This is a genomic window from Bifidobacterium asteroides (genome assembly GCF_019469425.1).
Taxonomy (GTDB): Bacteria; Actinomycetota; Actinomycetes; order Actinomycetales; family Bifidobacteriaceae; genus Bombiscardovia; species Bombiscardovia asteroides_I.
In genome coordinates this window covers 1,854,403-1,880,438 of sequence record NZ_CP048272.1, presented here as the reverse complement: position 1 = coordinate 1,880,438, position 26,036 = coordinate 1,854,403, and the positions used below count along the sequence as shown (strand labels likewise).

At 59.8% G+C, this 26,036-nt stretch carries 12 protein-coding genes, 1 tRNA gene, 4 pseudogenes and 1 CRISPR repeat array (1 of these 18 running past the window's edge); of the genes and pseudogenes, 16 read left to right on the top strand and 1 reads right to left on the bottom strand.

Going from position 1 to position 26,036, the window contains the following annotated elements; all coding sequences use genetic code 11:
- Positions 1–5 precede the first annotated feature (5 nt).
- From GYM67_RS07785 to GYM67_RS07770, 6 genes and pseudogenes are all read left to right on the top strand, one after another.
- Positions 6–6,228: pseudogene (locus tag GYM67_RS07785) on the top strand (fatty acid synthase subunit beta domain-containing protein); the annotation flags it as partial.
- 173 nt (positions 6,229–6,401) lie between these two features.
- Positions 6,402–7,257 (top strand): annotated as a pseudogene (locus GYM67_RS09445) (hypothetical protein); the annotation flags it as partial.
- 74 nt (positions 7,258–7,331) lie between these two features.
- Positions 7,332–9,347, top strand: a pseudogene (locus tag GYM67_RS09440) (beta-ketoacyl synthase N-terminal-like domain-containing protein); the annotation flags it as partial.
- A gap of 254 nt (positions 9,348–9,601) precedes the next feature.
- Positions 9,602–9,961: a hypothetical protein gene (locus GYM67_RS07780; protein ID WP_220236335.1), complete on the top strand. Its 360-nt coding sequence runs from the start codon at positions 9,602–9,604 to the stop codon at positions 9,959–9,961.
- Between the two features lie 327 nt (positions 9,962–10,288).
- Positions 10,289–10,582, top strand: coding sequence for a hypothetical protein (locus GYM67_RS07775; protein WP_220236334.1), 294 nt, complete (start codon positions 10,289–10,291; stop codon positions 10,580–10,582).
- 307 nt (positions 10,583–10,889) lie between these two features.
- Complete coding sequence (locus tag GYM67_RS07770; RefSeq protein WP_220236333.1) at positions 10,890–11,351, top strand: holo-ACP synthase; 462 nt, start codon at positions 10,890–10,892, stop codon at positions 11,349–11,351.
- 160 nt (positions 11,352–11,511) lie between these two features.
- Here GYM67_RS07770 and GYM67_RS09310 read toward each other — a convergent pair whose 3' ends face one another.
- Positions 11,512–11,643 (bottom strand): hypothetical protein, encoded by a 132-nt coding sequence (locus GYM67_RS09310; protein ID WP_258561482.1) that lies wholly within the window; start codon positions 11,641–11,643, stop codon positions 11,512–11,514.
- 392 nt (positions 11,644–12,035) lie between these two features.
- On the opposite strand from GYM67_RS09310, the gene GYM67_RS07765 reads away from it, so the two are divergent.
- From GYM67_RS07765 to GYM67_RS09300, 10 genes and pseudogenes are all read left to right on the top strand, one after another.
- Positions 12,036–12,109: transfer RNA gene (locus tag GYM67_RS07765), tRNA-Gly, on the top strand.
- Between the two features lie 1,223 nt (positions 12,110–13,332).
- Entirely contained in the window at positions 13,333–16,563 is a 3,231-nt protein-coding gene (gene cas3 / locus GYM67_RS07760) for a CRISPR-associated helicase Cas3' (RefSeq protein WP_396020010.1), read from the top strand.
- Between the two features lie 77 nt (positions 16,564–16,640).
- Entirely contained in the window at positions 16,641–18,398 is a 1,758-nt protein-coding gene (casA, locus tag GYM67_RS07755; protein ID WP_220236332.1) for a type I-E CRISPR-associated protein Cse1/CasA, read from the top strand.
- Entirely contained in the window at positions 18,395–19,135 is a 741-nt protein-coding gene (gene casB / locus GYM67_RS07750) for a type I-E CRISPR-associated protein Cse2/CasB (RefSeq protein WP_220236331.1), read from the top strand. The genes casA and casB overlap by 4 nt, the downstream gene beginning before the upstream one ends.
- Positions 19,136–19,242: 107 nt before the next feature.
- Positions 19,243–20,385, top strand: coding sequence for a type I-E CRISPR-associated protein Cas7/Cse4/CasC (gene cas7e, locus GYM67_RS07745; protein WP_220236330.1), 1,143 nt, complete (start codon positions 19,243–19,245; stop codon positions 20,383–20,385).
- Positions 20,382–21,095, top strand: a complete 714-nt coding sequence (cas5e, locus tag GYM67_RS07740) for a type I-E CRISPR-associated protein Cas5/CasD (RefSeq protein WP_220236329.1) — start codon at positions 20,382–20,384, stop codon at positions 21,093–21,095. Before cas7e ends, cas5e begins: the two co-directional genes overlap by 4 nt.
- 9 nt (positions 21,096–21,104) lie before the next feature.
- Positions 21,105–21,794: a type I-E CRISPR-associated protein Cas6/Cse3/CasE gene (cas6e, locus tag GYM67_RS07735; protein WP_220236328.1), complete on the top strand. Its 690-nt coding sequence runs from the start codon at positions 21,105–21,107 to the stop codon at positions 21,792–21,794.
- Positions 21,795–21,808: 14 nt separating this feature from the next.
- Entirely contained in the window at positions 21,809–22,777 is a 969-nt protein-coding gene (cas1e, locus tag GYM67_RS07730) for a type I-E CRISPR-associated endonuclease Cas1e (RefSeq protein ID WP_220236327.1), read from the top strand.
- A pseudogene (cas2e, locus tag GYM67_RS09305) lies at positions 22,777–23,019 on the top strand (type I-E CRISPR-associated endoribonuclease Cas2e); the annotation flags it as partial. The gene cas1e and the pseudogene cas2e, both read left to right, overlap by 1 nt.
- Before the next feature lie 28 nt (positions 23,020–23,047).
- Positions 23,048–23,227 carry a hypothetical protein gene (locus GYM67_RS09300; protein ID WP_258561615.1) on the top strand — a complete coding sequence of 60 codons (180 nt, stop codon included), beginning with the start codon at positions 23,048–23,050 and terminating at the stop codon, positions 23,225–23,227.
- Positions 23,228–23,366: 139 nt separating this feature from the next.
- A CRISPR array of direct repeats spans positions 23,367–26,036; the repeat unit is 28 nt; unit sequence GTGCTCCCCGCATACGCGGGGATGATCC; it runs 1,506 nt beyond the window's last position.

The following is a 26,036-nucleotide window of genomic DNA, read 5'->3' as shown; positions in this document are numbered from 1 at the left end:
ACATTATGACCAGTACATTCTTCATCAACCGTCTCGCCGAGCAGCCGCACGCGCTCATGTTCGCCGGACAGTCCAACCCTTGGACCGTGGCCCTGGCCGATCTGCAGGGCGATCCCGACATCGACAAGGCCCTGAGGGAGCGGATGGCGGCGGCCATCGGCCTGCTCAGGGCGGTCAAGCCCGACCTGCTGGCCACCAACGGTCGTCAGCTGGACCTGTTTGGCTACAAGCCCGACCCGGTCAGGCTGGGGCCGGCCGCCGACGCGGCCGTCAGCGTGCCCGGCATCGCCCTGGTGCAGCTGGGCGCCCTCATGGATATGGATCAGCTGGGCTATGACGCGGCCCAGGCCCGTCCCGTGGCCCTGCTGGGACATTCCCAGGGCATCATCGGCGTCCACATGGTCCAGGAGACCCAGGCTGCAGGGTCCCTCAAGGCCGCCCAGGGCGCTATCGACCAGATTCTGGCCACCGCCATGCTGATCGGCGCGGCCGGAACCCGCCAGGCCCGTCGTCTGGGCATCCATCGCCAGGGTGAAGCCACGCCTATGCTCTCGGTGCGCGGCGCCACCCGCCGTCAGGTGGAGGTCCTGGTCGACCGGGTGCCTGGCGCTCGCGGCCCCATCAGCGTGGCCGTGACCAACTCGGATCGCAACCTGGTCCTGTCCGGCTACCCGGAGGATCTGGCTGCCTTCGCCATCGAGGCGAGCAAGGAGAGCGAGCACCAGCTCCAGCTGCGCGAAGACAAGGTCCGTGGCGGAACCGCCTTCTCTCCGGTTCTGGAGTACCTGGATGTGACCCTGCCCTTCCACTCGCCGCTCATGAAGGAGGCTGTAGATCTGAGCGTGGACTGGGCCTCCCGCTGCGGTCTGGACACCGAGCGCGCCCGGGTCCTGGCCGAGGAAGTCCTGCTCAACCATGCCGACTGGGCAGGCCGGATCGCCGAGGTCATGGACCAGCAGGATGCCGCCTCCCTCTGGCTGGTGGATCTGGGCCCGGGCGAGACCCTGGGCAAGCTGGTGGACAACCTGGTCCAGGGCACCGGTGTGGGCGTGGTCGAGGCCTCCAACCAGGCCCGGCGCGCGCAGCTGTCCACCATGGAGGAGGACCCGGCCAGAACCCAGGACTGGTCCAAGCTGGCCCCACGCCTGCTTGAGACCCCGGCTGGCCCTCGAGTGGAGACCGCCTTCAGCCGGTTGACCGGCAAGCCCCCGGTCATGCTGGCCGGCATGACCCCGACCACCGTGGAGCCCGAGATTGTGGCTGCGGCCGCCAACGCCGGCTACTGGGCCGAGCTGGCCGGTGGCGGCCAGGTGACCGCCGAGGTCTTCGACCGCCATGTGTCCCAGTTGGAGGACCAGTTGCAGGAGGGCCGCACGGTCGAGTTCAACGCCATGTTCATGGACCGCTATTTGTGGAACCTCCAGTTCGGCAGCCAACATATCGTGCCCAAGAAACGTGCCTCCGGCACCCCCATCGACGGGGTAGTCATCTCTGCTGGCATCCCCGAGCTGGACGAGGCCGTGACCCTGATCCGTCAGCTCAACGAGGAGGGTTTCCCCTATGTGGCCTTCAAGCCCGGCACGGTAGACCAGATCCGTCAGGTTGTGGCCATCGCCCGCAAGGTCGCCCCCACCCCCATTCTGATGGAGGTCGAGGGAGGGGCCGCCGGCGGCCACCACTCATGGGAGTCCCTGGACGACCTGCTTTCGACCACCTACGCCGAGGTTCGCGCCTGCCCCAACATTGTCCTGGTGGCCGGCGGCGGCATCGGCACCCCTGAGCGGGCGGCCGACTACATCAGCGGCCAGTGGTCCCGCGCCTACAACCTGCCGGACATGCCCGTGGACGGCGTCATGATCGGCACAGCGGCCATGACCGCCAAGGAGGCCCATACCAATCCCGAGATCAAACGGGCTCTGGTAGCCACTCCCGGCATCGACAGCTCGACTCCGGATCCGGACCCCTTCGCCCCCATGGGCGAGAAGTGGGTGCCCAGCGGCAAGTCTGTGGGAGGCGTAGGCTCCGGCCTGAGCCATCTGCACGCCGACATCTACGAGATGGAGAACTCCTCCGCCGAATGCGGCCGCCTGCTGGTCCGAGTCATGAAGCACCCCGAGGAGCTGGAGACCCGCCGTGGAGAGATCATCGAGGCTCTGAATAAGACCGCCAAGCCCTACTTCGGCGATCTGGAGACCATGACCTACCAGGACTGGGCCCAGCGCTTCGCCGACCTGGCCTGCCCCTGGGCCGATGACACCTACATCGACCGCTTCCTGCACCTGCTGCGGCGCATCGAGGCCCGTGTCTGCGAGCGCCAGAGCGGCGAGTTCGACTCCATCTTCGTCTCCAGGCAGGATGTGGCCGAGCCCGAGCAGGCGCTTCGTCGGCTGCATGAGGTCTACCCTCAGGCAGCAGAGCTCAAGGTGGTGCCCACCGACGTGGCCTGGTTCCCCGCCCTGGTGCGCGAGTACCCCAAGCCCATGCCCTTCGTGCCGGTCATCGACAACGATCTGCTGCGCTGGTGGGGTCAGGATCAGCTCTGGCAGTCAGAGGACCCCCGCTACGGCGCCGACTCGGTCAGGGCCATCCCCGGGCCCATCTCCGTGGCGGGCATCACCACGGTGGACGAGCCGGTGGCCTCCATTCTGGGACGGTTCGAGCAGGCGGCCATAGACCGGGTGCGCGATCTGGGCAAGGGCCCAGCCAAGGCTTACAGCCAGCTGGCAGGCGCCGCTGACGCGCAGGAGTTCATCCGCCGCAGCCCCAACATCTCCTGGGTGGGCCACCTGATGGCCAATCCGGCTTACGGGACGGTCATGGACGACCCCAACTACACAATCACCGCCACCGGCCAGGACGACCAGGGCGAGCACTACGACCTGGACATCCATCTGGACACCTACTGGGATGACGACCCTGACGGCGGTCTGGACCGGCATGCGGTGCGCGACATCGTCGTGCCGCTGACCCTCAAGAGCGACCAGGTCGGACTCTTCCCTGTGGTCGACCGCAGCCGCCTGCCCAAGGACGTCTACGCCATGCTGGCCGATACAGCCGGCATCGGCAACACCACCATCACCGGCGACAGGCTGGAGGCCATGCCTGTCATCGAGAGGGACGATGACGACCCTGACCACCCCTTCGGCCTGGCCCACAGCGGCTACACCCTGGCATCCAACCTGGGCTTCGACCATGAGGCGGCCACCGGAGGCGCCCTGCCCGATGCGCTGATCCCCTCCGGCTTCGCCCCTGACGCCCTGGTAGGTCCGGCCTGGCCGGCCATCTACGCAGCCCTGGGATCCGTCTATGTGGATGGCTTCCCTATCATCGAGGGCCTGCTCAACGCGGTCCATTTGGATCACCTGATTGAGCTGGAGGTCAGCGAGGAGCGCCTGCTGAAGTACACCGGCCAGCGGATCGAACTGACCAGCTGGGCCGAGCCCTACCAGGAGTCCGCCTCCGGTCGGGTGGTGACCATCCACGTGGTCCACGCCGCCCAGGACGGGACCGTGCTGGCCCGCGAGGTCGAGCGTTTCGCCATCCGTGGCCGCGCCTACAGCAACCAGCTGCCTCAGGAGGCCCCCGAGTACGGCGGCATCCGTGCCGACACCGTGGATACACCCCGCAGGCTGCTGCGCCGTGTCACCGTCACCGCCCCCAAGGACATGACCGCCTTCGCACGCACCTCCGGGGACTTCAATCCCATCCACACCTCCAAACGAGGCGCTGCTGTCTCCGGCTTGTCTGCGCCGCTGGTGCACGGCATGTGGCTGTCGGCCACCGCTCAGTACGCGGCGCAAGCCACCGACGAGCAGGGCATCCACTACGAGATCGCCGGATGGACCTACAACATGTACGGCATGGTCCAGCTGGGCGACAGGGTGGAGATCAGCCTGGAGCGTGTGGGCAAGGTCCGCCATGGCGGCCTGGTCCTGGAGGTCACCTGCAGGATCGACGGCCAGCTGGTCTCCCGCGGCACGGCAATCGCCCGAGCACCACGGACCGCCTACGTCTATCCCGGCCAGGGAATCCAGCAGCAGGGCATGGTTCTTGACGAGCGGGCCAAGTCTCCGGCCGCCCGTGAGACCTGGGAACGGGCCGATGCCCTGACCCGCAGCAAGCTGGGGTTCTCCATCCTGGCTGTGGTGCGTGATAACCCGCATACCCTGACGGCCAAGGGAGTCACCTACCACCATCCGGAGGGGCTGCTCAACCTGACCCAGTTCACCCAGGTGGCCCTGGCAACCGTGGCCTTCGCACAGACCGCACGCCTGCGTGAGTCCGGCATGGACATCTGGCCCGCCTACTTCGCCGGCCACTCTCTGGGCGAGTACAATGCTCTGAGCTCCTTCGCCGGGGTCATGTCCCTGGAGACGGTCCTGGAGCTGGTCTTCCACCGCGGGTCCACCATGCACTCCCTGATCGAACGCGACGAGCAGGGGCGCAGCAACTACCGGATGGGCGCCCTGCGTCCCAACCAGTTCGGTGTGGGCGACTCCGGTGTCAAGCAGTATGTGGAGTCCGTGTCCAAGGAGTCCGGTGAATTCCTTGAGATCGTCAATTATAATCTGGCTGGTCAGCAGTACGCCGTGGCCGGTACCATCGCCGGCCTGGAATACCTGCGAGCCGATGCCAACCGCCGGGCCAAGGAGGCGGGCGGCAAGCCGGCCTTCATGTATGTGCCCGGCATCGACGTGCCCTTCCACTCCACCCTGCTGCGCAAGGGGGTGCCTGAGTTCCGCGACACCCTGGATGCCCTGCTGCCCGAACACATCGACTATTCACGCCTGGAGGGTCGCTACATACCCAACCTGGTTGCACGGCCCTTCCAGATGACCAAGGAGTTTGCGGCCTCCATCCTGGAGGCGGTTCCCTCCGAACGCATCAAGCAGGCTCTGGACGATCCCCAGGTCTGGGACCAGTATGCTGCCGACGACCAGAAGCTTGGCCGCCTGCTGCTGACCGAGCTGCTCTCCTGGCAGTTCGCCTCTCCTGTGCGCTGGATCGAGACCCAGGCGATCATGTTTGACGCCCCCGAGCAGGGCGGTCTGGGCGTGGAGCAGCTGATCGAGGTAGGGCTGGGCCATTCGCCCACCCTGGCCAACTTGGCTACCAAGACCCTGAAGCTGCCCGACTTCCGCGAGCGTCATGTGAGCGTCTACAACCTGGGCAGGGACGAGAGCCGGGTCTATCTGACCGACACCGATCCCATGGCCCCGGTGGAGGAGGAGATCACAGCTGCTCCGGTCCAGGACTCCAGCCCCGATCCAGCTCCGGCACCAACGGCTGCCCCTGAGTCGGCTCCAGCCCCGGCCCCTGCTGGAGACGGCTCGGCTCCAGGTCAGGCGACCGGCGGTCCATCGGGCGCCGATGTAGCCGACCTGCCCTTCAGGGCTTCGGATGCCATCGCTGTACTGCTGGCCTACTCCACCAAGATTCGCCCCGAGCAGATCGGGCAGACCGACACCACCGACACCCTGACCAACGGCGTCTCCTCCAGACGCAACCAGCTGCTGATGGACATCAGCTCCGAGCTGGGCGTGGCCAGCGTGGACGGTGCGGCCGAGGCCAGCATGACTGACCTGAGCGCCCTGGTGAACAAGGTGGCCCCCAACTATCGGCCCTTCGGCCCGGTGCTCTCCGACATCGTGCGTGAGCGCATCCGTGACCTCTTCGGCCCATCAGGCATCAAGCTGCAGCAGGTTGAGCAGCGGGTCACCGATGTCTGGCAGCTGGGTGCTGGCTGGGTCTCGGCCACTGTAGCCAGCCTGGTCCTGGATACCCGCGAGGGTGCCTCTTCGCGTGGCGGCGACCTGGCCCTCCTGCCTACTGAAGCCGTCTCCACTGTGGCCGCGGCCAATGCTCTGATCGACCAGGCCGTTCAGCAGGTGGCCCAGCGTCACGGCGTCACGGTCTCCATGCCCTCTGCAGGTGGTGCCGCTGGCGGTGCCGTGGTTGACTCCGCCGCCTTGGATGCCTTCGCGGCCCAGGTGACTGGCTCTGAGGGTGTGCTGGCCTCCACCGCCCGCTTCCTCCTAGACAAGCTGGGGCTTAAGCCCCCGACCGTCCAGCCCGGCGAGAATGAGGATGCAGCCGTCGTGGCCGCCGTTGATGCCGAGCTGGGCAGCGACTGGCCCGAGCAGGTGGCGCCACGGTTCGAGGCTTCACGCGCCGTCCTCTTCGACGATCGCTGGGCCAGCGCTCGCGAGGATCTGGCTCACATCTACCACGAGCATGATGATGACCGCAGCCGCCTGAGCTTCGTAGGAGCCGGGCGCGAGGTGCATGATCAGGCCGTCTGGTACGCCAAGCAGGCAGGCAAACGCGGCGAGCAGGATCTGGCCCGGGTCTTCAGCGGAATCGCCGACCAGGCCATGACCCCTGCCGACTCGGACCAGACTGCCGCACGATTCGCTAAGGACGTGGCCGTGGTCACCGGCGTGGCATCCAAGTCCATCGCGGGATCTCTGACTGCCGGCCTCCTGGAGGGCGGTGCGACGGTCATCGCCGTCTGCCACTCCCTGAAGCCGCAGACCGTCATCTGGGCACGCGACCTCTACCGTCGCCATGCCGTGGGCGGTGCCCGTCTCTGGATCGTGCCCGCCAACCTGTCCAGCTACCGGGATGTGGATGCCCTGGTCGACTGGGTCGGCAATGAGCAGCGCAAGACCACGGGTGCTACGACCACCGTGCTCAAGCCTGCCTACGAGCCCACCCTGCTGCTGCCTTTCGCAGCCCCCGCCATGCACGGGACCATGGCCGACTCGGGCCGGCTCTTCGAATCCCAGGCCCGGCTCATGCTCTGGAGCCTGGAACGCCAGATCGCCGGGTTCGCCAGTATCGGGGCGGACACCGATGTCGACCACCGTCTGCATGTGGTCCTGCCCGGCTCGCCCAACCGTGGCATGTTCGGCGGCGACGGAGCTTACGGGGAGGTCAAGGCCGCCCTGGACGCCATCGTCAACCGGTCCCACCCCGAGCAGGACTGGTCCGGCCGGGTCACCTTCGCCCACCCGCTGATCGGCTGGGTCCGTGGCACCGGACTCATGGGCGGCAATGATCCGCTGGTCCAAGTCGTGGAGCGCCATGGCATCCGCACCTACTCCACCGAGCAGATGGCTGATTCTCTGTTGGAGCTGTGCACTGTCCAGGCTCGCCAGCAGGCTCTTCAGACCCCGCTTCAGGCCGACCTTACCGGCGGCCTGGGCTCCAGCCCGCTAGATCTTAAGGCCCTGAAGGCCGAGGCTGCCCAGGACGACGATTCGTCGACGCCGACTCCAGCCGGAAAGCCCGGGGATGCGCTTGCAGATGCCGAAAGGGATCCGGACCGGGTCATCAAGGCCCTGCCCACACCCCGGGTGCCTGCTCAGGCTCCGGTAGACCTGCAGGATTGGCAGGGCGTGACCGCTCGGCCCGAGGATCAGATCGTTATCGTATCCATCGGCGAGATGGGCCCCTGGGGTTCCGGCCGCACCCGCTTCGAGGCCGAGATGGGTATCCATTCGGACGGCCAAGTCGACCTGAGCGCCGCCGCCGTCCTCGAACTGGCCTGGAACATGGGTCTGGTCGAGTGGCAGGACAGCCCCAAGCCGGGCTGGTACGACACTGACGGCGAGCTGGTGCCCGAGCAGGACATCGCCGAGCGTTACCACGACCAGGTGGTGGCCCGCTCCGGCATCCGTCCCTTCGATGATGGGATGGGTTCCGACTACCTCCAGGGCACCGACGAAGAGGAAGTCGACGTCTTCCTGGATCACGATGTGGCCTTCTCGGTGCCCACCAAGGACATGGCCGAGGAGTATGTGGCCCAGGATCCGGACCACACCAGCGTCGCCCGCGACGGGCAGTCCGGCGAGTGGACCGTCACCCGTCTGCCCGGATCCCGCATCCGCGTACCACGTCGGGCCACCATGTCCAGGACTGTGGGCGGTCAGTTCCCCCAAGGCTTCGATCCGGTCAAGTGGGGTATTCCGGCCTCAATGGTCGGGGATGTGGACGAGATCGCCCTCTGGAACATCGTGACCACCGTGGACGCCTACCTGTCGGCCGGCTTCACCCCAGTGGAGATCCTCCAGGCGGTGCACCCCTCCAAGGTGGCCTCCACTCAGGGGACTGGCTTCGGCGGCATGGCCTCCATGCGCAAGCTCTACCTGGACCGCTTCCTGGGCAAGGAGATCCCCACGGACATCCTCCAGGAGGCGCTGCCCAACGTGGTGGCCGCGCACGTCATGCAGTCCTACATCGGCGGCTATGGCAACATGGTCCAGCCGGTTTCGGCCTGCGCCACGGCTGCTGTTTCCCTCGAGGAGGGCGCCGACAAGATCGCCCTTGGCAAGGCGGATTTCGTGGTCACGGGTGCCATCGACGACATCGGCGTGGAGTCGGTCATCGGCTTCGGCAACATGAACGCCACCGCCAATTCCGCCGAAATGTACGCCAAAGGCATCCAGCCCCGGTTCTTCTCCCGGGCCAACGACCGTCGGCGCGGCGGCTTCCTGGAGTCCCAGGGCGGCGGAACGATCCTCCTGACCAGGGGAGACATCGCACTGCGCATGGGTTTGCCCGTGGCTGGCGTAGTTGGATACATCCACTCCTTCGCGGACGGCGCTCACACCTCCATCCCCGCACCTGGGCTGGGGGCTCTGGCCGCCGGCATGGGCGGCAAGGACTCGGATCTGGTGCGCTCGCTGGCCAAGCTGGGCGTGGCCCCTGACGACATCGCGGTGGTCTCCAAGCATGACACCTCCACCAACGCCAACGACCCCAACGAGTCCGAGCTGCACAACACCCTGGCCCACGCCATCGGACGGACGGATGGGAACCCGCTCTACGTCATCTCCCAGAAGAGCCTGACCGGCCACGCCAAGGGCGGTGCCTGCATCTTCCAGATCAACGGACTCACCCAGCTCTTCCGGTCTGGGGTCATTCCGGCCAACGCCTCCCTGGACTGCGTGGATCCGGTCCTAAAGCGTGACGACCATCTGGTCTGGCTGGAGCAGCCCCTCAAGGTGGGCAAGGTCAAGGCCGGGCTAGTCACCTCCCTGGGCTTCGGCCACGTCTCCGGCATCGGGGTCATCGTCAGCCCTGGAGCCTTCGAGGCGGCAGTGCTCAAGGCTTCCGGTCGGCAGGCCCTTGATGCTTGGCGTCACCGGGCCAACGACCGCTTGGCCTCTGGACAGCGCCGCCTGGAGGAGGGGCGCATGGGCCGGGTCCCGCTCTACGAGTCTATTGACAATCGTCGTTTCCACGAGGACGGCCGCGGCTACGTCGGCCACGAGGTCGAAAAGGCCATGCTCCTGGATCCGAATGCCCGCCTTGGTGCTGACGGATACTACGACCGATCCTGAACCTGACGGCCTGCGACGGCCTGCTCCTGCTCGGTTTATGCCGGGCCGGAACAGGCCGTTTTCTTGTCTGGCAGTGGTTGATTTGTTCGTCTGGGCGTCAGGCAGGTGGTTGCAGAGGCTGATAATGGTGGATTCTGTGTAGATGGTAACGGGGTAGGTGATTCGCGTTCTCAACGGAGTCCGCCTGGCTCATACCATGATGGATATGAGGACCGGATGGCCTTCTTTGCAACCAGAAGGGAAGAGGTCGGACAATGGTTGATCAGGATAACCGGGACCAAGGCAGTAGTCAGTTGGATAATCATGGCGAGATGAAGGCCGATGGTCCGGACAGCCGCCCGGTCAGCTCCATGGCCATCGTCAGCCTGGTGTTGGGAATCGTCGCCCTGCTGGCCTCTTTCTTCAAAGAGATTGATCTGGTGGCCCTCTGCCTGGGCGGCCTCGGGGTCATCTGCTCACTGCTGGGGTTCTTCTTCGCTCGGAGCGGCGGTCGGCACAAGGGGAAGGTCATGGTCATCTTCGGCCTGGTGATGAGCCTGCTGGCCATCGTCATTGCCTTCTTCATGCATGGCGGGATCAGCCAGCCCTTCGTCATGCCGACCTTCCGGTTCTGATCCGTCGGCAGCCTGGGATCAGAGTCAATTCTGAACCCGGGCTTGGGTGGTCTTTGACAATGGGGATGACCAGTGGTTCCGGACTCCGGACGAGCCATCAGGGGTCTCTGGTGCTGAGATGGAATGTCTGGTAGTGTTTGTCTCAACTGGGTAATACCCGTAGTGTGGCGGGCATTGCATGGTTCAATCCAGATAGGGGAAGCCATGAAGACAAGACTGCTGGCATTGGTTCTGACGATTATGTCCGGGGCTGTTTCCCTTGCTGGGTGCGGGGGTTCCACCCGCTCGGAGCCGAGCTTGGAAGATGTCAGCGGCAGATTCGCCGCAATGAAGACATACGACCTGACCGGGGATGGCGGCAAAGTGACTATTTCCGCCAAGAAGCAGGGTACCGTCTACCTCCTCGCGATGAGGCCGGACCTGCGCAAGGTGGATGCCGGGCGGTGCACTGTCGACGGCAAAACAATGCGGTCCTCCTCTTCAAACCTCAATTACCCCGCAGGACAGGGGAAGAATTTCTTTGCCTTTGCCGAGTCCTCGATCGTCGGCGGCAATCATCAGCTCGCCTGCACCCAGAACGAGGGGACAAGGTTGCTGGCCCTGTTCGAACCTGCTTCCTGATGGCTGCGACGTGTCCGGAGATATGGCACGGCAGCCATGAAACAGGATTGGAATCCGGATTGAGATGCCATGCCCGGCCGTATTGCCGCCAGATGTCTTATGCGCCATGGAGCCGAATGCCTGCTATATGTGGAGCGACCGCCTGAAGCTGGGAATGGCGCTTGAATGGGCCGTATGGGTCTGGTCGCGAGGCAGTAGGAAGGGCTGGTCCCACCAGGTGTATGTGTCTAAGCTGACCTCCAATCCCTGCTTTTGACTGACGACCCAGGACTTGCCGATGGCCTTCCATCAAGGGCATACTCATATCATGGGTTTTTCGGGTGAGAAAACTGTGTTGGGACTGGGGCATGATCTGGTCTTCATAGCCGATTTCGCCGAGCGGTTGGCCATGCCAGGTACTCGGATGAGCAGTTTGTTTTCAGTCCGTGAGCGACGGCAGTCCCAAGAGCGGGCCCGGGTCAAGGGCGATGATTCCGAATCGCACCTGGCAGTCCGTTGGGCCGGCAAGGAGGCTGTTCTGAAGGCCTGGTCTGAGGCGCTTGAAGAGAGGGGTGCCCCCTATGCCCTGGATGACTTCCCTTGGGGTGCAATTGAGATCCTGGATGATAGCCGGGGCAGACCTGGTGTCTATTTGGCGCAAGATCTGCAACTGGCTCTGTCTGATTCCCTGGGCGCTGATGGAAACGATCGGCTGGCATGGCATATTTCCCTCACCCACGACGCAGGACTGGCTTCCGCGGTTGTCATACTGGAACGGCTCTTGTCGTGAGCTGAACGCCTCTGCTGTTCACCCCCTGAACTTCGGAAAACGGCGGCAATCTGAATCCGGGATGTCAACCTGTTTTTGTGACCACCGCCTACCTGGGATCCGTATGTCGCGGCTCTTGCGCGACGCGTGGATTCCCAGCAAGGCGGGAAGAGATGCCAGACTACGACTTCTTGGGAAGGATGATCCTCAGATCATCCAGATCGGTCCGCTCCACCAGTCGGGCCAGCTGGACACGGCTCAAGTCCAGGCTGTCATATGCTGCCGAGAGGAGGGTCGACCGTTTGATGGACATGGTTTTGGCGATTGCGGCGTTGGCCGTGCCTTCCGCGGCCAGGAGGCGGCCTGACGTTTGCGCTCGCTCAACGAGTTCAACATGGCCCTTGCCTGGTTCCTTCTGATCATTGGGCGGCTGTCGAACAGGCTGTGAATGAGCTGACGGGTGCTGACGGCGTTGAATTGAGGTTCACCCCTGCAGGCCTTGATGCTCTTGGTGATGATCTCTTTCGATGGGTCCGTCTTCACAACGAATCCCCCGGCACCGGCTTCAATGGCTTTTCTGCCATGCGGGGTCGGGGAGCCCGCGGATCCATTTGGTGGCCTCAATGCGATCGCATACAGGATGACAGGCACTGACAGTCGAGATGTCGCACCCTGTGGTAAGCTCTTTACCGAGCCAACGGCTTTGCGGGCGTAGCTCAATGGTAGAGCCTCAGTCTTCCAAACTGATTACGCGGGTTCGATTCCCGTCGCCCGCTCCATGGCAATCTTTGATATTTTATTCAGCAATTGGGCGAATATCTTGTAGGTTTTCTTACCGAGGAGATAAGAAGCGTCTCATATTTCAGAGTAAAAAAACAATCCAATATCAGACGCAATCTGGGGAACAGCACATAAAGTGGCAAGTTTATTGTGTTGCTGCTTCAGGTGCTGCTGCTGTTTGGACCTATTGCGTATGTTCAAATTCGTTGTAGAGAAAGGGCGAAATGAGCAGTTTAACAGGTAGTGGTTCGGGTGGCCTGAGTTCATCCCATAAGCACACTTCTGTGGCTGCCTTTACCGATTTATGAGGTTGCAAGGTCTTCGAACTATGACAGGGTGATTTGCTACGAGGCCAATAAGGGAATACTCGGACCCATAGATATTGCCGGGTTTGAACAAGTGTTGGGTCTGGGCTATGATTTGGTCGACCTGCAGGAGTTTGGTCGGTAGCTAGCCGTGTCAGGCACGCGCATGCTCAGTTTGTTCTCGACGCGAAAGCGGCGGCAGGGTGAGCCGAGAGCATTGATCAAGGATGACACAGCGGCGCACTAGGCATGCGCTGGGCCGGTAATAAGTGGAATCGGTGCTCAAGCCTGGCCTCAGGCACTGGGGCCTGAGCCATCACCCATGAGTTGGATGACTGCTCCTAGAGCTGGGCGGATATTCCGGACGATAGTAGAGGTTGACCGAGTGTCCGCTTGAGTTCCTCTCTGGCAGCCAAGCTTCATGATTTCTTGCCTCTAACCGGTGGTCAGGTCAATCGAGTGCAGTTGTGCTGGCACATCGCTCTCAGTCATGATGGACCGGTAGCTTCGGCTGTTGTGCTTCCGTGCAGGCGCGTCTGGAATGAGGTTAAGGCATCAGCTGTTTGGATGAATTCCTGGCTAGTTCGTTGGGCTGTCCAAAACAGCAGTTCGGCAGATGGGACGATGTTGGAAGTCGTATCGGTTGCCAATGGTCTCAAGAGCGGTCAGCAGCGTGCATTACAGGCGTTTTTCAGGCGAGCGACCACGGTTTCGGTGTAGACTGACTGCACGTTGCCTCTTCTTGAGGTGTGCTCCCCTCATTGTAGGGGGGATGGCCCCTTGTGTCATTAGGATTCTATGTGTTCCCTGGATAATCAGGGTAACTATAATAACTTGTGACATTAAGAAACTATAAGTTCTGTAAAAAATGGACAAGAATTATTTCTCTGTGCTATACTCAAAACGAACTTACAACGATGTTACTCATTAGACGAAACCGTTGGGCTGAGAACGAGGGGACAATGAGTGGAGCGATACCAGCAGACTTGGATCTTGACACTAAAACCATATCCCTGTGGGGCAAGACAAATCTGCTCAATGAGGATGACTGGCTGCCGGTCTTCGCGCATCTAAGTGATTCTTCCGCAGTGGCTAGGCACCTTTGGCGTGACTGGGTGCCCATAGGCACCCAAGAGATAATCGTCCGTGATGTTGGCGATTCAGAGTTGGCTCGCAAAGTCTGCATGTTCATTACTGGTGTCCATGACATCGGTAAAGCTACCCCGGTTTTCCAAAGCAAGCCGCTGACGCATGCGCCGGGCATGCAGGGCCTCTCCTTGCAGTGGAAGCCCAGACAGGCTGGTCTGCGATTTCCTGATGTTCCACTTACGGATACGAGTTATCCTACCCATCCCATAGCGGGCCAGCGGATTCTGGAGTCTTATCTGACACAGGTGCGGCATTGGAGCAGGCCAGTGGCCGAATCCTATGCCTGCGTCGTCGGTGGACATCATGGTCAGCCTCCTACGCGCCAGGCTCTGTGCAAGTCCGATGTTGATGTGCGGCTGGGAACGGCGCAGGGCTATGAGGACTGGGTCGAAATCCAGCGCGAACTGATCGAATTCGTCGTCAAGGAGTGCGGACTTAATGATGATGACTTCTCTCAGCTAAGTGAAGTGCGGCTGAACATATACGCGGAATCGGTGTTGGAAGGGCTTGTCATTATGGCTGACTGGATCGCCAGCAACAGCGATGATGCCCTGTTCCCCTTGGTGCCGCTCAACCCTCCGAGCTACGACGAAGAGACCTGGGATCGAATGAATTCGATACGTACTCGGGCAGGTCTCAAGACCCGCCAGGAGCGCGGATGGCATAACCTCGGCCTGCCTCCAAAGTGGCAGCCGGACCACGAGCATATCAGCATAGGGGAGCGCTTCGCCACTAGGTTCGATCTGCCGACGGGTGCCAATCCGAGACCGGTTCAGGTGCAGGCCGTACATTTGGCAGAAACGATCCAAGACCCTGGCATTATGGTCATCGAGGCGCCGATGGGCGAGGGCAAGACCGAAGCAGCCCTAGCCTGTGCGGAAATTCTGGCGGAACGTACAGGCAGGGGGGGTGTCTGTGTAGCTTTACCAACAATGGCCACCACCGATGCCATGTTCTCGCGCTGCAAGAGCTGGATCGATAGATTGCCTCAGCCTCAGGGACGCTCAGAGAAATCCACCTCTCTCAGACATGGCAAAGCTGCTCTCAACAGGGAGTTCATGTCAATGATGGCTTCAGCCAGAAGTTCGGCCACATCATCAGTCTTCGACGAAGATGCCCCGCAGGGATTTGGAGCCAAAAAGGGAGCCTATCCAGAAGCCGTGGCCAACGACTGGCTGAGAGGCAGAAAGAAAGGAGTGTTGGCTAACTTCCTGATCTGCACTATCGATCAGGTGCTCATGGCCGCTTTGCAGATGAAACACGTCAGTCTGCGGCAATTGGCTCTAGCCAACAAAGTTGTCATCATCGATGAATGCCATGCTTATGACACCTACATGCGTGAATATCTCAAGCGGACCTTGGAATGGCTGGGAGGATTCCACAACCCAGTCATTCTTCTGTCGGCAACCCTGCCTGCATCGTTGCGACGTGAGCTGGTGGACGCCTATGTTAAAGGGTATGCCTCGGTGCTCGGCCGATCAGGCAGCCAGACGGAGCAGTCCCCTGAAGTTGCACCGCGTTGTTTTGCAAGCATGGAGGCATTTGCTGATCGTTACTCCAAGCTGCACATTGATACGACTTCTGCCCCTTTACAGCCAGGTGACAAGCAGCCCTCTAATGAGGAGAAGGACTCTGACGACCTGCATGCTTATCCGCTGATTACTTACACGTCTAGAACGACCTGCCGGACTAGCTCGGTGCAGCCCTCGGGTCGTGCGGTGGACATCGATTGTCATGTCATCGACGACGATCTTGAGCAACTGTCAGACTTGTTGCAAGATCGTCTGGCTGGAGGTGGCTGCGCCGCTGTGATCTGCGACACCGTAGACCGTGCCCAGCAAACTGCTGCAGCTTTGACCGATGTATTTGGCCCGGATCAGATCAGACTGACGCATTCTCGCTTCATCGACCGGGACCGTATGGACAACGAACAAGAACTCCGAGAACGCCTTGGTCCGGATGCAACCCTTGCCAATGGAGGACGTCCTCACCGGCTGATTGTTGTGGGCACGCAGGTTCTGGAGCAGTCCCTGGATATCGACTTCGACCTTATGGTCACCGATATAGCACCAGTCGATCTTCTGTTACAGCGCATGGGTCGTCTGCATCGCCATCGCCGTGGACAAGGCGAGAACGACCGTCCAGCTGGTCTGCGGAAAGCCTTCTGCTATCTGCGGGGCATAGCCTCCTGGAACACAGATGGTCCGGTATTTCCTGACTATGTAGACAGCGTCTATCCGCCGGCATCCCTGCTTGAAGCCCTTGCTGTGCTTTGCCTGCAAGGAGACGGCGCCCACCGCTTGCTGCAGCTTCCTGATGACATCGCTTCGCTGGTCCGCACGGCTTATGACTCTGATGCAGTTGTACAGCTGATACCTAAAGCCTGGCAAGAACGGTATCGGCTGGATGCACACAAACGTGCCGAAAAGGATGCAGAAGAGATTGACAAGGCCCAAGTCTATTTGATGAAAGATTCGGCCCGTCTGCTGCGCCAGTCAAGCACATTGGTGGACCTATTTACCAGCACTGTGGACGCCAGGTCGGAAGCCAAAGCCAGGCAGGCCGTCAGAGATACTCATGATTCGGTAGAGGTGATGCTTCTACGCCGGTGTGGTGATGAGTATGCGCTTCTGCCCTGGATCGGAGGCGACACAGTACCTTGCGGGGCTCCTGTGCCTGTCAAAACTGTACCTGAGAACCGGTTGGCACAAGTGGTGTTGCGTTGCGCGATAAATCTGCCGGATCGGATCTGTCATGACATTGATGCTCTGGTTAATGAACTGGAGATCCGAGCAGACGACTGTGTCGATGCCTGGCATCAATCTCCTTGGTTGGATGGCTGTTTGCCTTTGGTCTTGGATGAGGAGAAATCCGAGTCGAATCGCCCGAGATTCGTTGCCACTGTACATGGTTTTTGTATTGGATACACCCGTGAGGACGGGTTGACCTGCGTGAAGGCAGATAAGGATGAACGCGCTGACTGTGCAGCATCTCGCTAGTTATGTGCATTTCCACTTGTGAAGCGTGTCATGTGTCGCAACCATAAACAATTAATCAAACAGGAAGGACGATAACAATGAATGATAATGAAGCGACCGGCGGAGGTCGGCCGTCGTTCAATCTCTTGGAGCAGCCCTGGATCAGGGTTACATATTTGGAAGGGCGTGTCGGCCTGGTCTCCCTGCGTGACCTTTTGGTTGAGGCCCATCGAATCCGTGAGATTTCCAGTGATATGCCTCAGCAAACCTTGCCCCTCCTGAGGACCGCCGAAGCCGTACTCTACCAGGCATATGCTCTGCGGTATCAATCCATGATCGGGGATGATAATCCGACGGCCTTGCTGCAGCTATGGTGGACGCTTTGGCAGGCTGGGCAGTTCGACCCTGAAGTAATTGACGATTACTTTGAGCGCTATCACGACAGGTTCGATTTGTTCGACCCTGATCATCCCTTTTATCAGACGCCAGGATTGACCTACTCGTCAGATGATAAAGAGTATGACAGCATTGGCGAGCTTCAGGCCGACGTGCCTAAGCCCAAGAAGTTTCTCTTCTCCATGCGCGCCAAGAACGACCTGGACTCGCTTACTCTGCCTGAGGCAGCTCGATGGCTGGTCTTCCTCCAGGCCTATGACCCTGCAGGCATCAAATCACCGGTGGATGGAGAGACCCATGTGCGAAACAATAAGGTGTATCCGCCCAGGTCCAAGGTAGGAACTGGCTGGTTAGGCGCTCTGGGCAACGTGTATCTGGAACGGGACAACCTGTTCGCCACCTTGATGCTCAACTGGTGCTTGATCAATCCCCGAGGCCATGGGGATAATGATATCTGGTTCGGCAAGCCTGGTGATCTGGCGCCCTGGGAACGTGAACCAGCCAGCCCTGACATGAATCCTGAATATCGCCCCACCGGCGTTGTGGACATGCTCACTCTGCAATCGCGCAGGGTGAGGCTGATACCCAATGATTCAGGTTCCCGCGTGGTCGGCGTCATCGTCTGCTATGGCGATGTCATCAGCGCTGACAACATGGACGCTTATGAGCCTATGACAGCCTGGCGTTACGGCAGCGAGAACCTGCGGAAGAAACTGGGTCTGCCGACGGCTCCTCGTATGCCAGTCACGTTCACTTCTGACAAGGCCATCTGGCGGCAGCTGCAGCCTTTGATCAGCGCGGGAAGCAACGGTGCCGGTCAGACTGACGACACCCGTCCTGGTGTTATTCGGTGGGTTGAGACTCTATTGAATTGGAGCCAGAATGATGCCGGGTCCGGAAAAGTGATGCAGATGGCTCGCATCCATACTCAGAGCATGATCTATGGTCCGCAGAACAGTTTCTTCTCGGATGCTATTGATGATTCGCTCGATGCAAACCTTCAACTGCTTCATTTGGATGCCGCCGCCGTGGATGTGGTGGTTCAAGTTGTTGAGCGTACTGAGGATTCCGTCAAGGCACTGGACTCCATGGTTGCCCAGTTGAACCAATCCGCAGGCGACAAAGCGCAGAAGGACCGCTTCTATGCAGCAGTAGCCCGCGTCAAGGAACGTGCATATGCTTCCCTGGATCAGCTGTTCAGACAGCGGATTGCGGAGTTCGGTCCTTCAGAAGACATCGAACGCTACCGGAATGACTGGTTCCAGGCTATTCATCGGGATCTGATCGGCATAGCTGGTGAGTACCGCGATCAGTCTCCGGCGCCGTCTTTCCTGCCCAAGGCCAATGGCTCCCGATCTTCTGAGCAGATCTTCGATAGATTCCTAAGCCAATTGAATAAATATCTAGGTCCACTTCCCTTGCGCGAGGGCGAGACCGCAAATAAAAAGGAGGTTCAATGATGACTGCAGCGACCATGACCAACGATCATGTCTTGTCAGTCGACGACCGCGAACAGGCCGTCGGGCGGTATGCCAACTACCGGATCGGGGAATTGCAGTACGCCTACACGGTTCAGGCCAGCAGCGTGGCCAGGGCTCATCTGGCTCTGCTGCGCCGAGGCATTGACGATGGCAGGGTGCGGTGGATGAATGTCGGGTTTGATCTATACGAGGATTGGCCACAGGATACCCTGGGAAACCCAGCCCTCGACAACGACCCCAATATCGTGACTGAAACACGGGCTATTGCCACTGCCTTGCAGATGTATGCGCTTCATCAGCAGTCGAAATCTCAGAGCATGGCTTGGATGCCTGATCATAAGGGCACAGGGAATGGCGCCGAGGCTAAGCAGCGGGCGCGATCCGAGCGCTTCCGCTACAGTTTCGGTCATGCATGCCGCGTGATTGACGCCGATCAGGACGGTTCCAAGGCCACCCCGGTTCTTCGAAGGCTACAAATCATGGAGGATGTTCCTGATTTCGACGGCATCCGACATCAGCTGTATTCGCTGATAAAGATGATGAGGAATCAGGATGTGAAGCTGGACTATCAGGCTTTCGCCCAGGATCTTTATCTGCTGCAGCTACCTGGTAGGAAGGCCTCTGTCTTTCACCGTTGGGCTCGGCAGTATTACGCCGTACACAAGGCCGTGGAGGCGAAGGAGGGTGAGAAGGCCAATAGAACAGCTAAGGTCTAGCAGAACGGTCGATGATGACAGGTCATCTCGAATGGTTCGTCATCTAGCAGATACACATACACAAGATCACCAATTGTTTTAAAAAATAAATATTAAGGAGAATAGCCATGTTTATGGATATTTACGCAGTTCAGAACGTCCCTCCGAGCAACATCAATCGTGACGAGACAGGCAATCCCAAGACCGCTCAGTATGGCGGTGTCTTGCGCTCGCGTGTCTCCAGCCAGGCCTGGAAGCGGGCCATGCGCGAGACCTTCAAATCTTTGTTGGACGAGAAGCAGTTGGGGGTACGGACGAAGAATGCAGTCGAGCTGATCGTGAAGGCTATGGCCGATCAACGACCCGAGTCAGCAGATCAGGCTGAAAGCTACGCCTCCTTGGTTTTGCAGTCTACAGGCGTCAAGGTCGTCGCTTCTACTCGTGCAGGGGCTGCCAGTGGCAAGCCAGTCACTCAGTATCTGATCTTTATCGGCAACGCCGAGATCGGGAAGCTGGCTACTATCGCTCTGGAATGGATGGATCAGGGAAAGGATCTGGCGAAGGCTCCGGATTTGGCTATGAAGAAGGAGGTGTCGGCGGTCTTTCACAACGAGCAGGCGGTAGACATCGCCCTGTTTGGCCGTATGCTGGCAGATGCCCCTGACCTGAATACGGATGCCAGCGCTCAGGTGGCTCACGCTATCTCCGTGGATGCCATTAAGCCTGAGTACGACTATTTCACCGCTGCTGATGACTTCACGGAAGCAGACAACGCCGGTGCCGCTATGATCGATTCTGTCGGCTTCAACTCATCCACACTGTATCGCTACGCAACCGTGAACTTGGATGCTCTGCAGGAGCAGATCGGCAATGCGGAGGCCACCGCGAGAGTAGCTTCGGTCTTCGTGGAAGCCTTCATCAGATCCATGCCGACCGGCAAACAGAATTCCTACGCCAACCGGACTCTTCCCGAAACCTGCATCGTGGCCTTCCGTGGCAGCCAGCCCATTAATGCTGTGGAGGCCTTCGAACGTCCGGTTGTGGCTGAGCATGAACAGCCTATCTCGCAGGTCGCTGGCCGTAAGCTGGTTGAGGAGTTGCGCAGAATTCAGGATGCCTATGATGAGCGGCCCGTGCGTGCTTGGGCGATCAGCACGGATTTGTCGGAGCAGGACTTGGCACCGGTGGCTGAGTCCGTCGGTCTCAAGGATTTGACCAGCAAGGTAGATGCTGAGACTATGCATGTGCTGGGTCAGCAGGAGCAGTCATGAGCGTATTGCTGTTGCGATTGTCTGGGCCTTTGCAGTCCTGGGGGAGCTCCTCGCGTTTTACAATTCGCACCACACAACGGGAGCCCACCAAGAGCGCGGTGATTGGTCTGCTTGCTTCGGCGCAAGGGCGTCAACGCGATGACGACATCGAGGACCTGCTGCATCTAGGCTTTGGTGTCCGCATCGATCAACCGGGCATCTTGGTCAATGACATGCAAACAGAGCATGGCGCCAATGTCAAAGCCATGCCATTGACCACACGGTACTACTTATCCGATGCCAAGTTCCTGGTGGCTTTAGGCGCTGATTCTGGGCTTCTGGAAGGTCTGGACCAGGCTCTGCGTCATCCCCGGTGGCCATTATATTTGGGTCGCCGGGCTTGCCCGCCGGATTACCCTGTCTCGCTTGGTTTGGCTCAGCAGGACTGTGTGGATCAGGCTCTGCGCACCCATCCATGGATGGCTGCTTCTTGGTATAAGAGGCGCCATCAGGGCTGCCGACTCGAGGTGGTCTGTGATGTGGACTGCGCCAAGGACGAAGACAAACGGATTGTCTCTTCTCAGGCAGACGTTCCGCTGAGTTTCGGTGCAGCTCGCAGATATGCGGTCAGAACGGTTAGCCGATACAGAATTCCTAATCCGGATGGTCCTGGCCCTGACAAGCAGCGGGCTAAAGCCGTTCCGGACCATGATCCGATGTCGTTCTTTTAGGAGGCAGGCATGTATATATCCAGAATGCCGTTGAATGCTGTGCGGTATGCGGCTAAGCAACTGATAGCCTCGCCTTACCGTCTTCATGCCGCCGTCGAGAAGTCCTTTCCGCCGGATGCAGTACGCAGTGGCGATGGGGGACGCATCTTGTGGCGATTGGATTTCTCTCGTGATGGAGATTCGACCTGGCTGTATGTGGTTAGTCCCGAGCGTCCTGACTTCACACATATCGTCGAGCAGGCCGGTTGGCCGACCCGCGCCGAGTGGGAGGTGAAGGATTACGAACCCTTGATCACTCATATAGCCAAGGGACAGGAGTGGGCCTTCAGGCTTCGGGCGAATCCTGCCAGACAGGTCTATATGGACAAGGGGCGACGGTCCGATCATGCAGTAGTCGGCAAGGTGATGGGCCATGTCACTGCGGATTATCAGCTGTCTTGGCTGGAGAAGCGTAGTGAACGCAACGGGTTTGTCCTTCTGGGCAGCTCGGATGAGAGTCATGGGCCGGCCTGCGTTGTTTCAGAGCGCCGCAAGGAGCAGTTCGACCACGGAGGTAGCAAGGTCACCTTGATTACAGCCCAGTTCGATGGACAGCTCCGGGTAACCGATGCGCAAGCTTTCCAACGTTGCCTACGGCAGGGCATCGGCAGGGCCAAGAGCTTCGGCTGCGGATTGCTGACGGTGGCTCCGATCCGATGACTAGGGATCAGTCCATGGGGTCTGCCGTGAGAACCGAGGTTCCCGGCAGTCCCCCTCCTGAATTGGGTGAATTGGTGCGGGCCGAGGATAGACTCTCCTTTGCCTATTTCGAGCACTGCGTTATCAGCCGCGAGGCCAATGCCATCGCGGTCACCAGAGATACCGGGACTATACGGCTGCCTGCTGCCAATCTAGGTGTGCTCATGCTGGGTCCCGGCACCACCGTCAGTCATCAGGCCATGGTGGTTATTGGTGACAACGGTGCCAGTGTGGTATGGGTGGGGGAGCGCGGTGTGAGGATGTACGCGTTCGGCCGTCCTCTGACGCATTCGGCGGCTCTTCTGCAAAGGCAGGCGGCTCTGGTCTCCAACACCCGCAAGCGTTTGGCTGTGGCGAGGGCTATGTACCAGATGCGCTTCCTCAACGAAGATGTCAGTTCTTGTACCATGCAGCAGCTGCGTGGACGTGAAGGTGCCCGAGTTCGACAGGTCTACCGTCACTGGTCGGAGCTGACTGGTGTCCCGTGGGACAAGCGAACCTATGATCATGAGGATTTCGATGCCGGCAACGAGATCAACAAGGCCTTGTCGGCTGCTCATACCTGCTTGTACGGAATCGCTCATTCGGTGATTGTGGCCCTTGGGTGTTCGCCAGGCCTGGGATTCGTTCATGTAGGCCATGAGCGCTCCTTTGTTTATGACGTGGCTGATCTGTACAAGGCTGAGATCTCGATTCCCGTAGCCTTTAAAACCGCTGCAAAGCAACCCGACGACATCGGGTCAGCGACGCGGCATGCCATGCGTGATGCTGTCTATGACCTTTCGCTCATGCGACGGATGGCTCGTGACATTCCAAGACTGCTTGGAGCGCCTGTCTCTTTGTCTTCTGATGAAGATGACGGGACCTTGGAGCTCTGGGATGAGAGGGTCGGCGGAGTCCCAGCTGGGAGATCCTATGCAGATGAAGAGAAGGGGATGAGCTGATGGTAGTCGTCGTTTTGACAGCATGCCCAGTGGGTCTGCGCGGGGATTTGACTCGATGGCTCTTAGAAATAGCATCCGGGGTTTTCGTGGGCCACGTCACCGCTAGAGTTCGGGATCGACTTTGGGAACGCATCACGGGGCAGATCCGAACTGGCAAGGCAATTATGGTCTATTCCGCCCGCAATGAGCAGCATCTGGGCTTCAAGGTGCATCGCTCGGATTGGGACTCAGTTGACTGTGAAGGATTGGCTCTTATGGAGAAGCCTGCTGATGGCGGCGACGGCAGATTTGCAGGTGGGGGAAACCGATACCGTCGGACTGGTTGGAGCAATGCCAGCAAGTACAGACGCGCGGCAAAGTTCAGACGTTCTCGTTCTGGCTGAATGCAACCGCGCCTGTACTTTTCAAATGAGCTTTGCCGATGAGGGCCAAGCACTGGCTACTGTGTAGGTGCATGGCTAAGGAGCTGAGTGCAGATGGTCTAAATTGCAGTGGCTGAGACGGAAAAAAGAGGGGGGTTGAAATGTAAACTGATTAAAAATCAGAGATCTTGTCTATCATATTGTTGGGATTGCAAGGATCTTTAAGTGTGCTCCCCGCATACGCGGGGATGATCCTGTCAAGCACCAATAAAACCCCAAATTATTCTCGTGCTCCCCGCATACGCGGGGATGATCCGTTTGCTACCATCGATCAGGTGAATGCAAAGGCGTGCTCCCCGCATACGCGGGGATGATCCTTCACAATCAAGCGATACGGAATCAACGTCGCAGTGCTCCCCGCATACGCGGGGATGATCCTGCCCAGGAATTTTACGCATTCGTTCCAGATCGGTGCTCCCCGCATACGCGGGGATGATCCCGACGACTCGTTCTTTTTTTTCTGAATTATTGTGTGCTCCCCGCATACGCGGGGATGATCCTAAAGGAAGCAAATGACAAGATAGATTCAATCGGTGCTCCCCGCATACGCGGGGATGATCCGGACCGAATTACCGAGACGCTATACAGCAAGTTGTGCTCCCCGCATACGCGGGGATGATCCGTTTTGATCCGAATGCACCCCTGAGCTTTCTGTGTGCTCCCCGCATACGCGGGGATGATCCTCAAAGTCTGTACGGTATGTACGTAATTGGAAAGTGCTCCCCGCATACGCGGGGATGATCCCTTGGACGTTGTTTTGTGGAACGCGGTCATATCGTGCTCCCCGCATACGCGGGGATGATCCCCACCTGAACCTTGATAGGCTTTTTCCAATCCTGTGCTCCCCGCATACGCGGGGATGATCCCAAGGCGACGATCTGGAACGAATGCGTAAAATTGTGCTCCCCGCATACGCGGGGATGATCCCTACTGATCTCACTGCTGATCCACAGACCAAAGGTGCTCCCCGCATACGCGGGGATGATCCCCATGGTTTTCCATGTATCGTTGCATTTTTACGGTGCTCCCCGCATACGCGGGGATGATCCTTATGTTGATGTTCGCGCTAAGGCAACATACGTGTGCTCCCCGCATACGCGGGGATGATCCGGCAGAAGCCGGCGATTACGTCGACGACTACGAGTGCTCCCCGCATACGCGGGGATGATCCCCGCAATACGGACAGAGGGGGTATGTATGATCGGTGCTCCCCGCATACGCGGGGATGATCCCTCCGAAACCGCACGCAGGCTCTTCGCCACGCAGTGCTCCCCGCATACGCGGGGATGATCCCCTGATGCGTCCGATATACTTTCTCCGCAAGGGGTGCTCCCCGCATACGCGGGGATGATCCTCAAGACTTATAGAGACGATCAAGGAGGCAAATGTGCTCCCCGCATACGCGGGGATGATCCTAGGTTCAGATGGCACAATTCACCAATACGTCAGTGCTCCCCGCATACGCGGGGATGATCCTGCCCATTATCGTTTACCTCCATAGTAAGTGCCGTGCTCCCCGCATACGCGGGGATGATCCTTCTACAGCGGCATCCTGCTTGACAGTGACGGCGTGCTCCCCGCATACGCGGGGATGATCCCTGTTTGGTCAGCACCAGATGCTGCGCTTTATAGTGCTCCCCGCATACGCGGGGATGATCCCGGCGAAAGCGAGATGGCTTCCTTATGGTGCAGGTGCTCCCCGCATACGCGGGGATGATCCCCCGCAAAACTCCTTCATTACTAATTCGAGTAAGTGCTCCCCGCATACGCGGGGATGATCCTTTTCTTTGTTGACTACACTCGGCATATGACGAGTGCTCCCCGCATACGCGGGGATGATCCTAAATATGGTTTTTTGATAAGGAGTCTCGAATCGTGCTCCCCGCATACGCGGGGATGATCCGCAACATGGATTCGTACCGTGATGGGTCATCATGTGCTCCCCGCATACGCGGGGATGATCCTCTGAATATGGGTTCGATAACTGACTGGATATCGTGCTCCCCGCATACGCGGGGATGATCCCTTCTTGAGTCCTGGACCCGCTTCCCGCGCCGGGTGCTCCCCGCATACGCGGGGATGATCCTTGCGCAGATGCCAATAAGGGCGGGGAGCCTGAGTGCTCCCCGCATACGCGGGGATGATCCCGTTCCAGCCATCGGGCATCGACTCCAAGAGGCGTGCTCCCCGCATACGCGGGGATGATCCGTGGGCGCTGACCGGCTTCTACGACACCGAAAAGTGCTCCCCGCATACGCGGGGATGATCCCCGGTACCTGCGGCCCTTGTCGAGGGGGAAGCGGTGCTCCCCGCATACGCGGGGATGATCCTAGCTTGGGTTGAACATCACCGGCCAGACCCCCGTGCTCCCCGCATACGCGGGGATGATCCTTCAGATTACCTTCGGTAGAAAACTGGAGCATAGTGCTCCCCGCATACGCGGGGATGATCCGGATTATGTTGATAAGGCTGTTGATGGCTTGAGGTGCTCCCCGCATACGCGGGGATGATCCCAAGGCTTGGCCTCGCCAGTGGGCTGAGAGAGTGTGCTCCCCGCATACGCGGGGATGATCCCGGGCCGAAATTGATGGTGAGCGGCGAGTCCATGTGCTCCCCGCATACGCGGGGATGATCCTGCCCTCCTCAAGGAGATACAGCAGCACGGCGCGTGCTCCCCGCATACGCGGGGATGATCCCGCGAATTACGCCAGTTTCATGTACAGCGATACGTGCTCCCCGCATACGCGGGGATGATCCTTCGTAGATGACCCCCCAGCGGTTGACGGTGCGGTGCTCCCCGCATACGCGGGGATGATCCCGTGGTCAGCTCACCATCA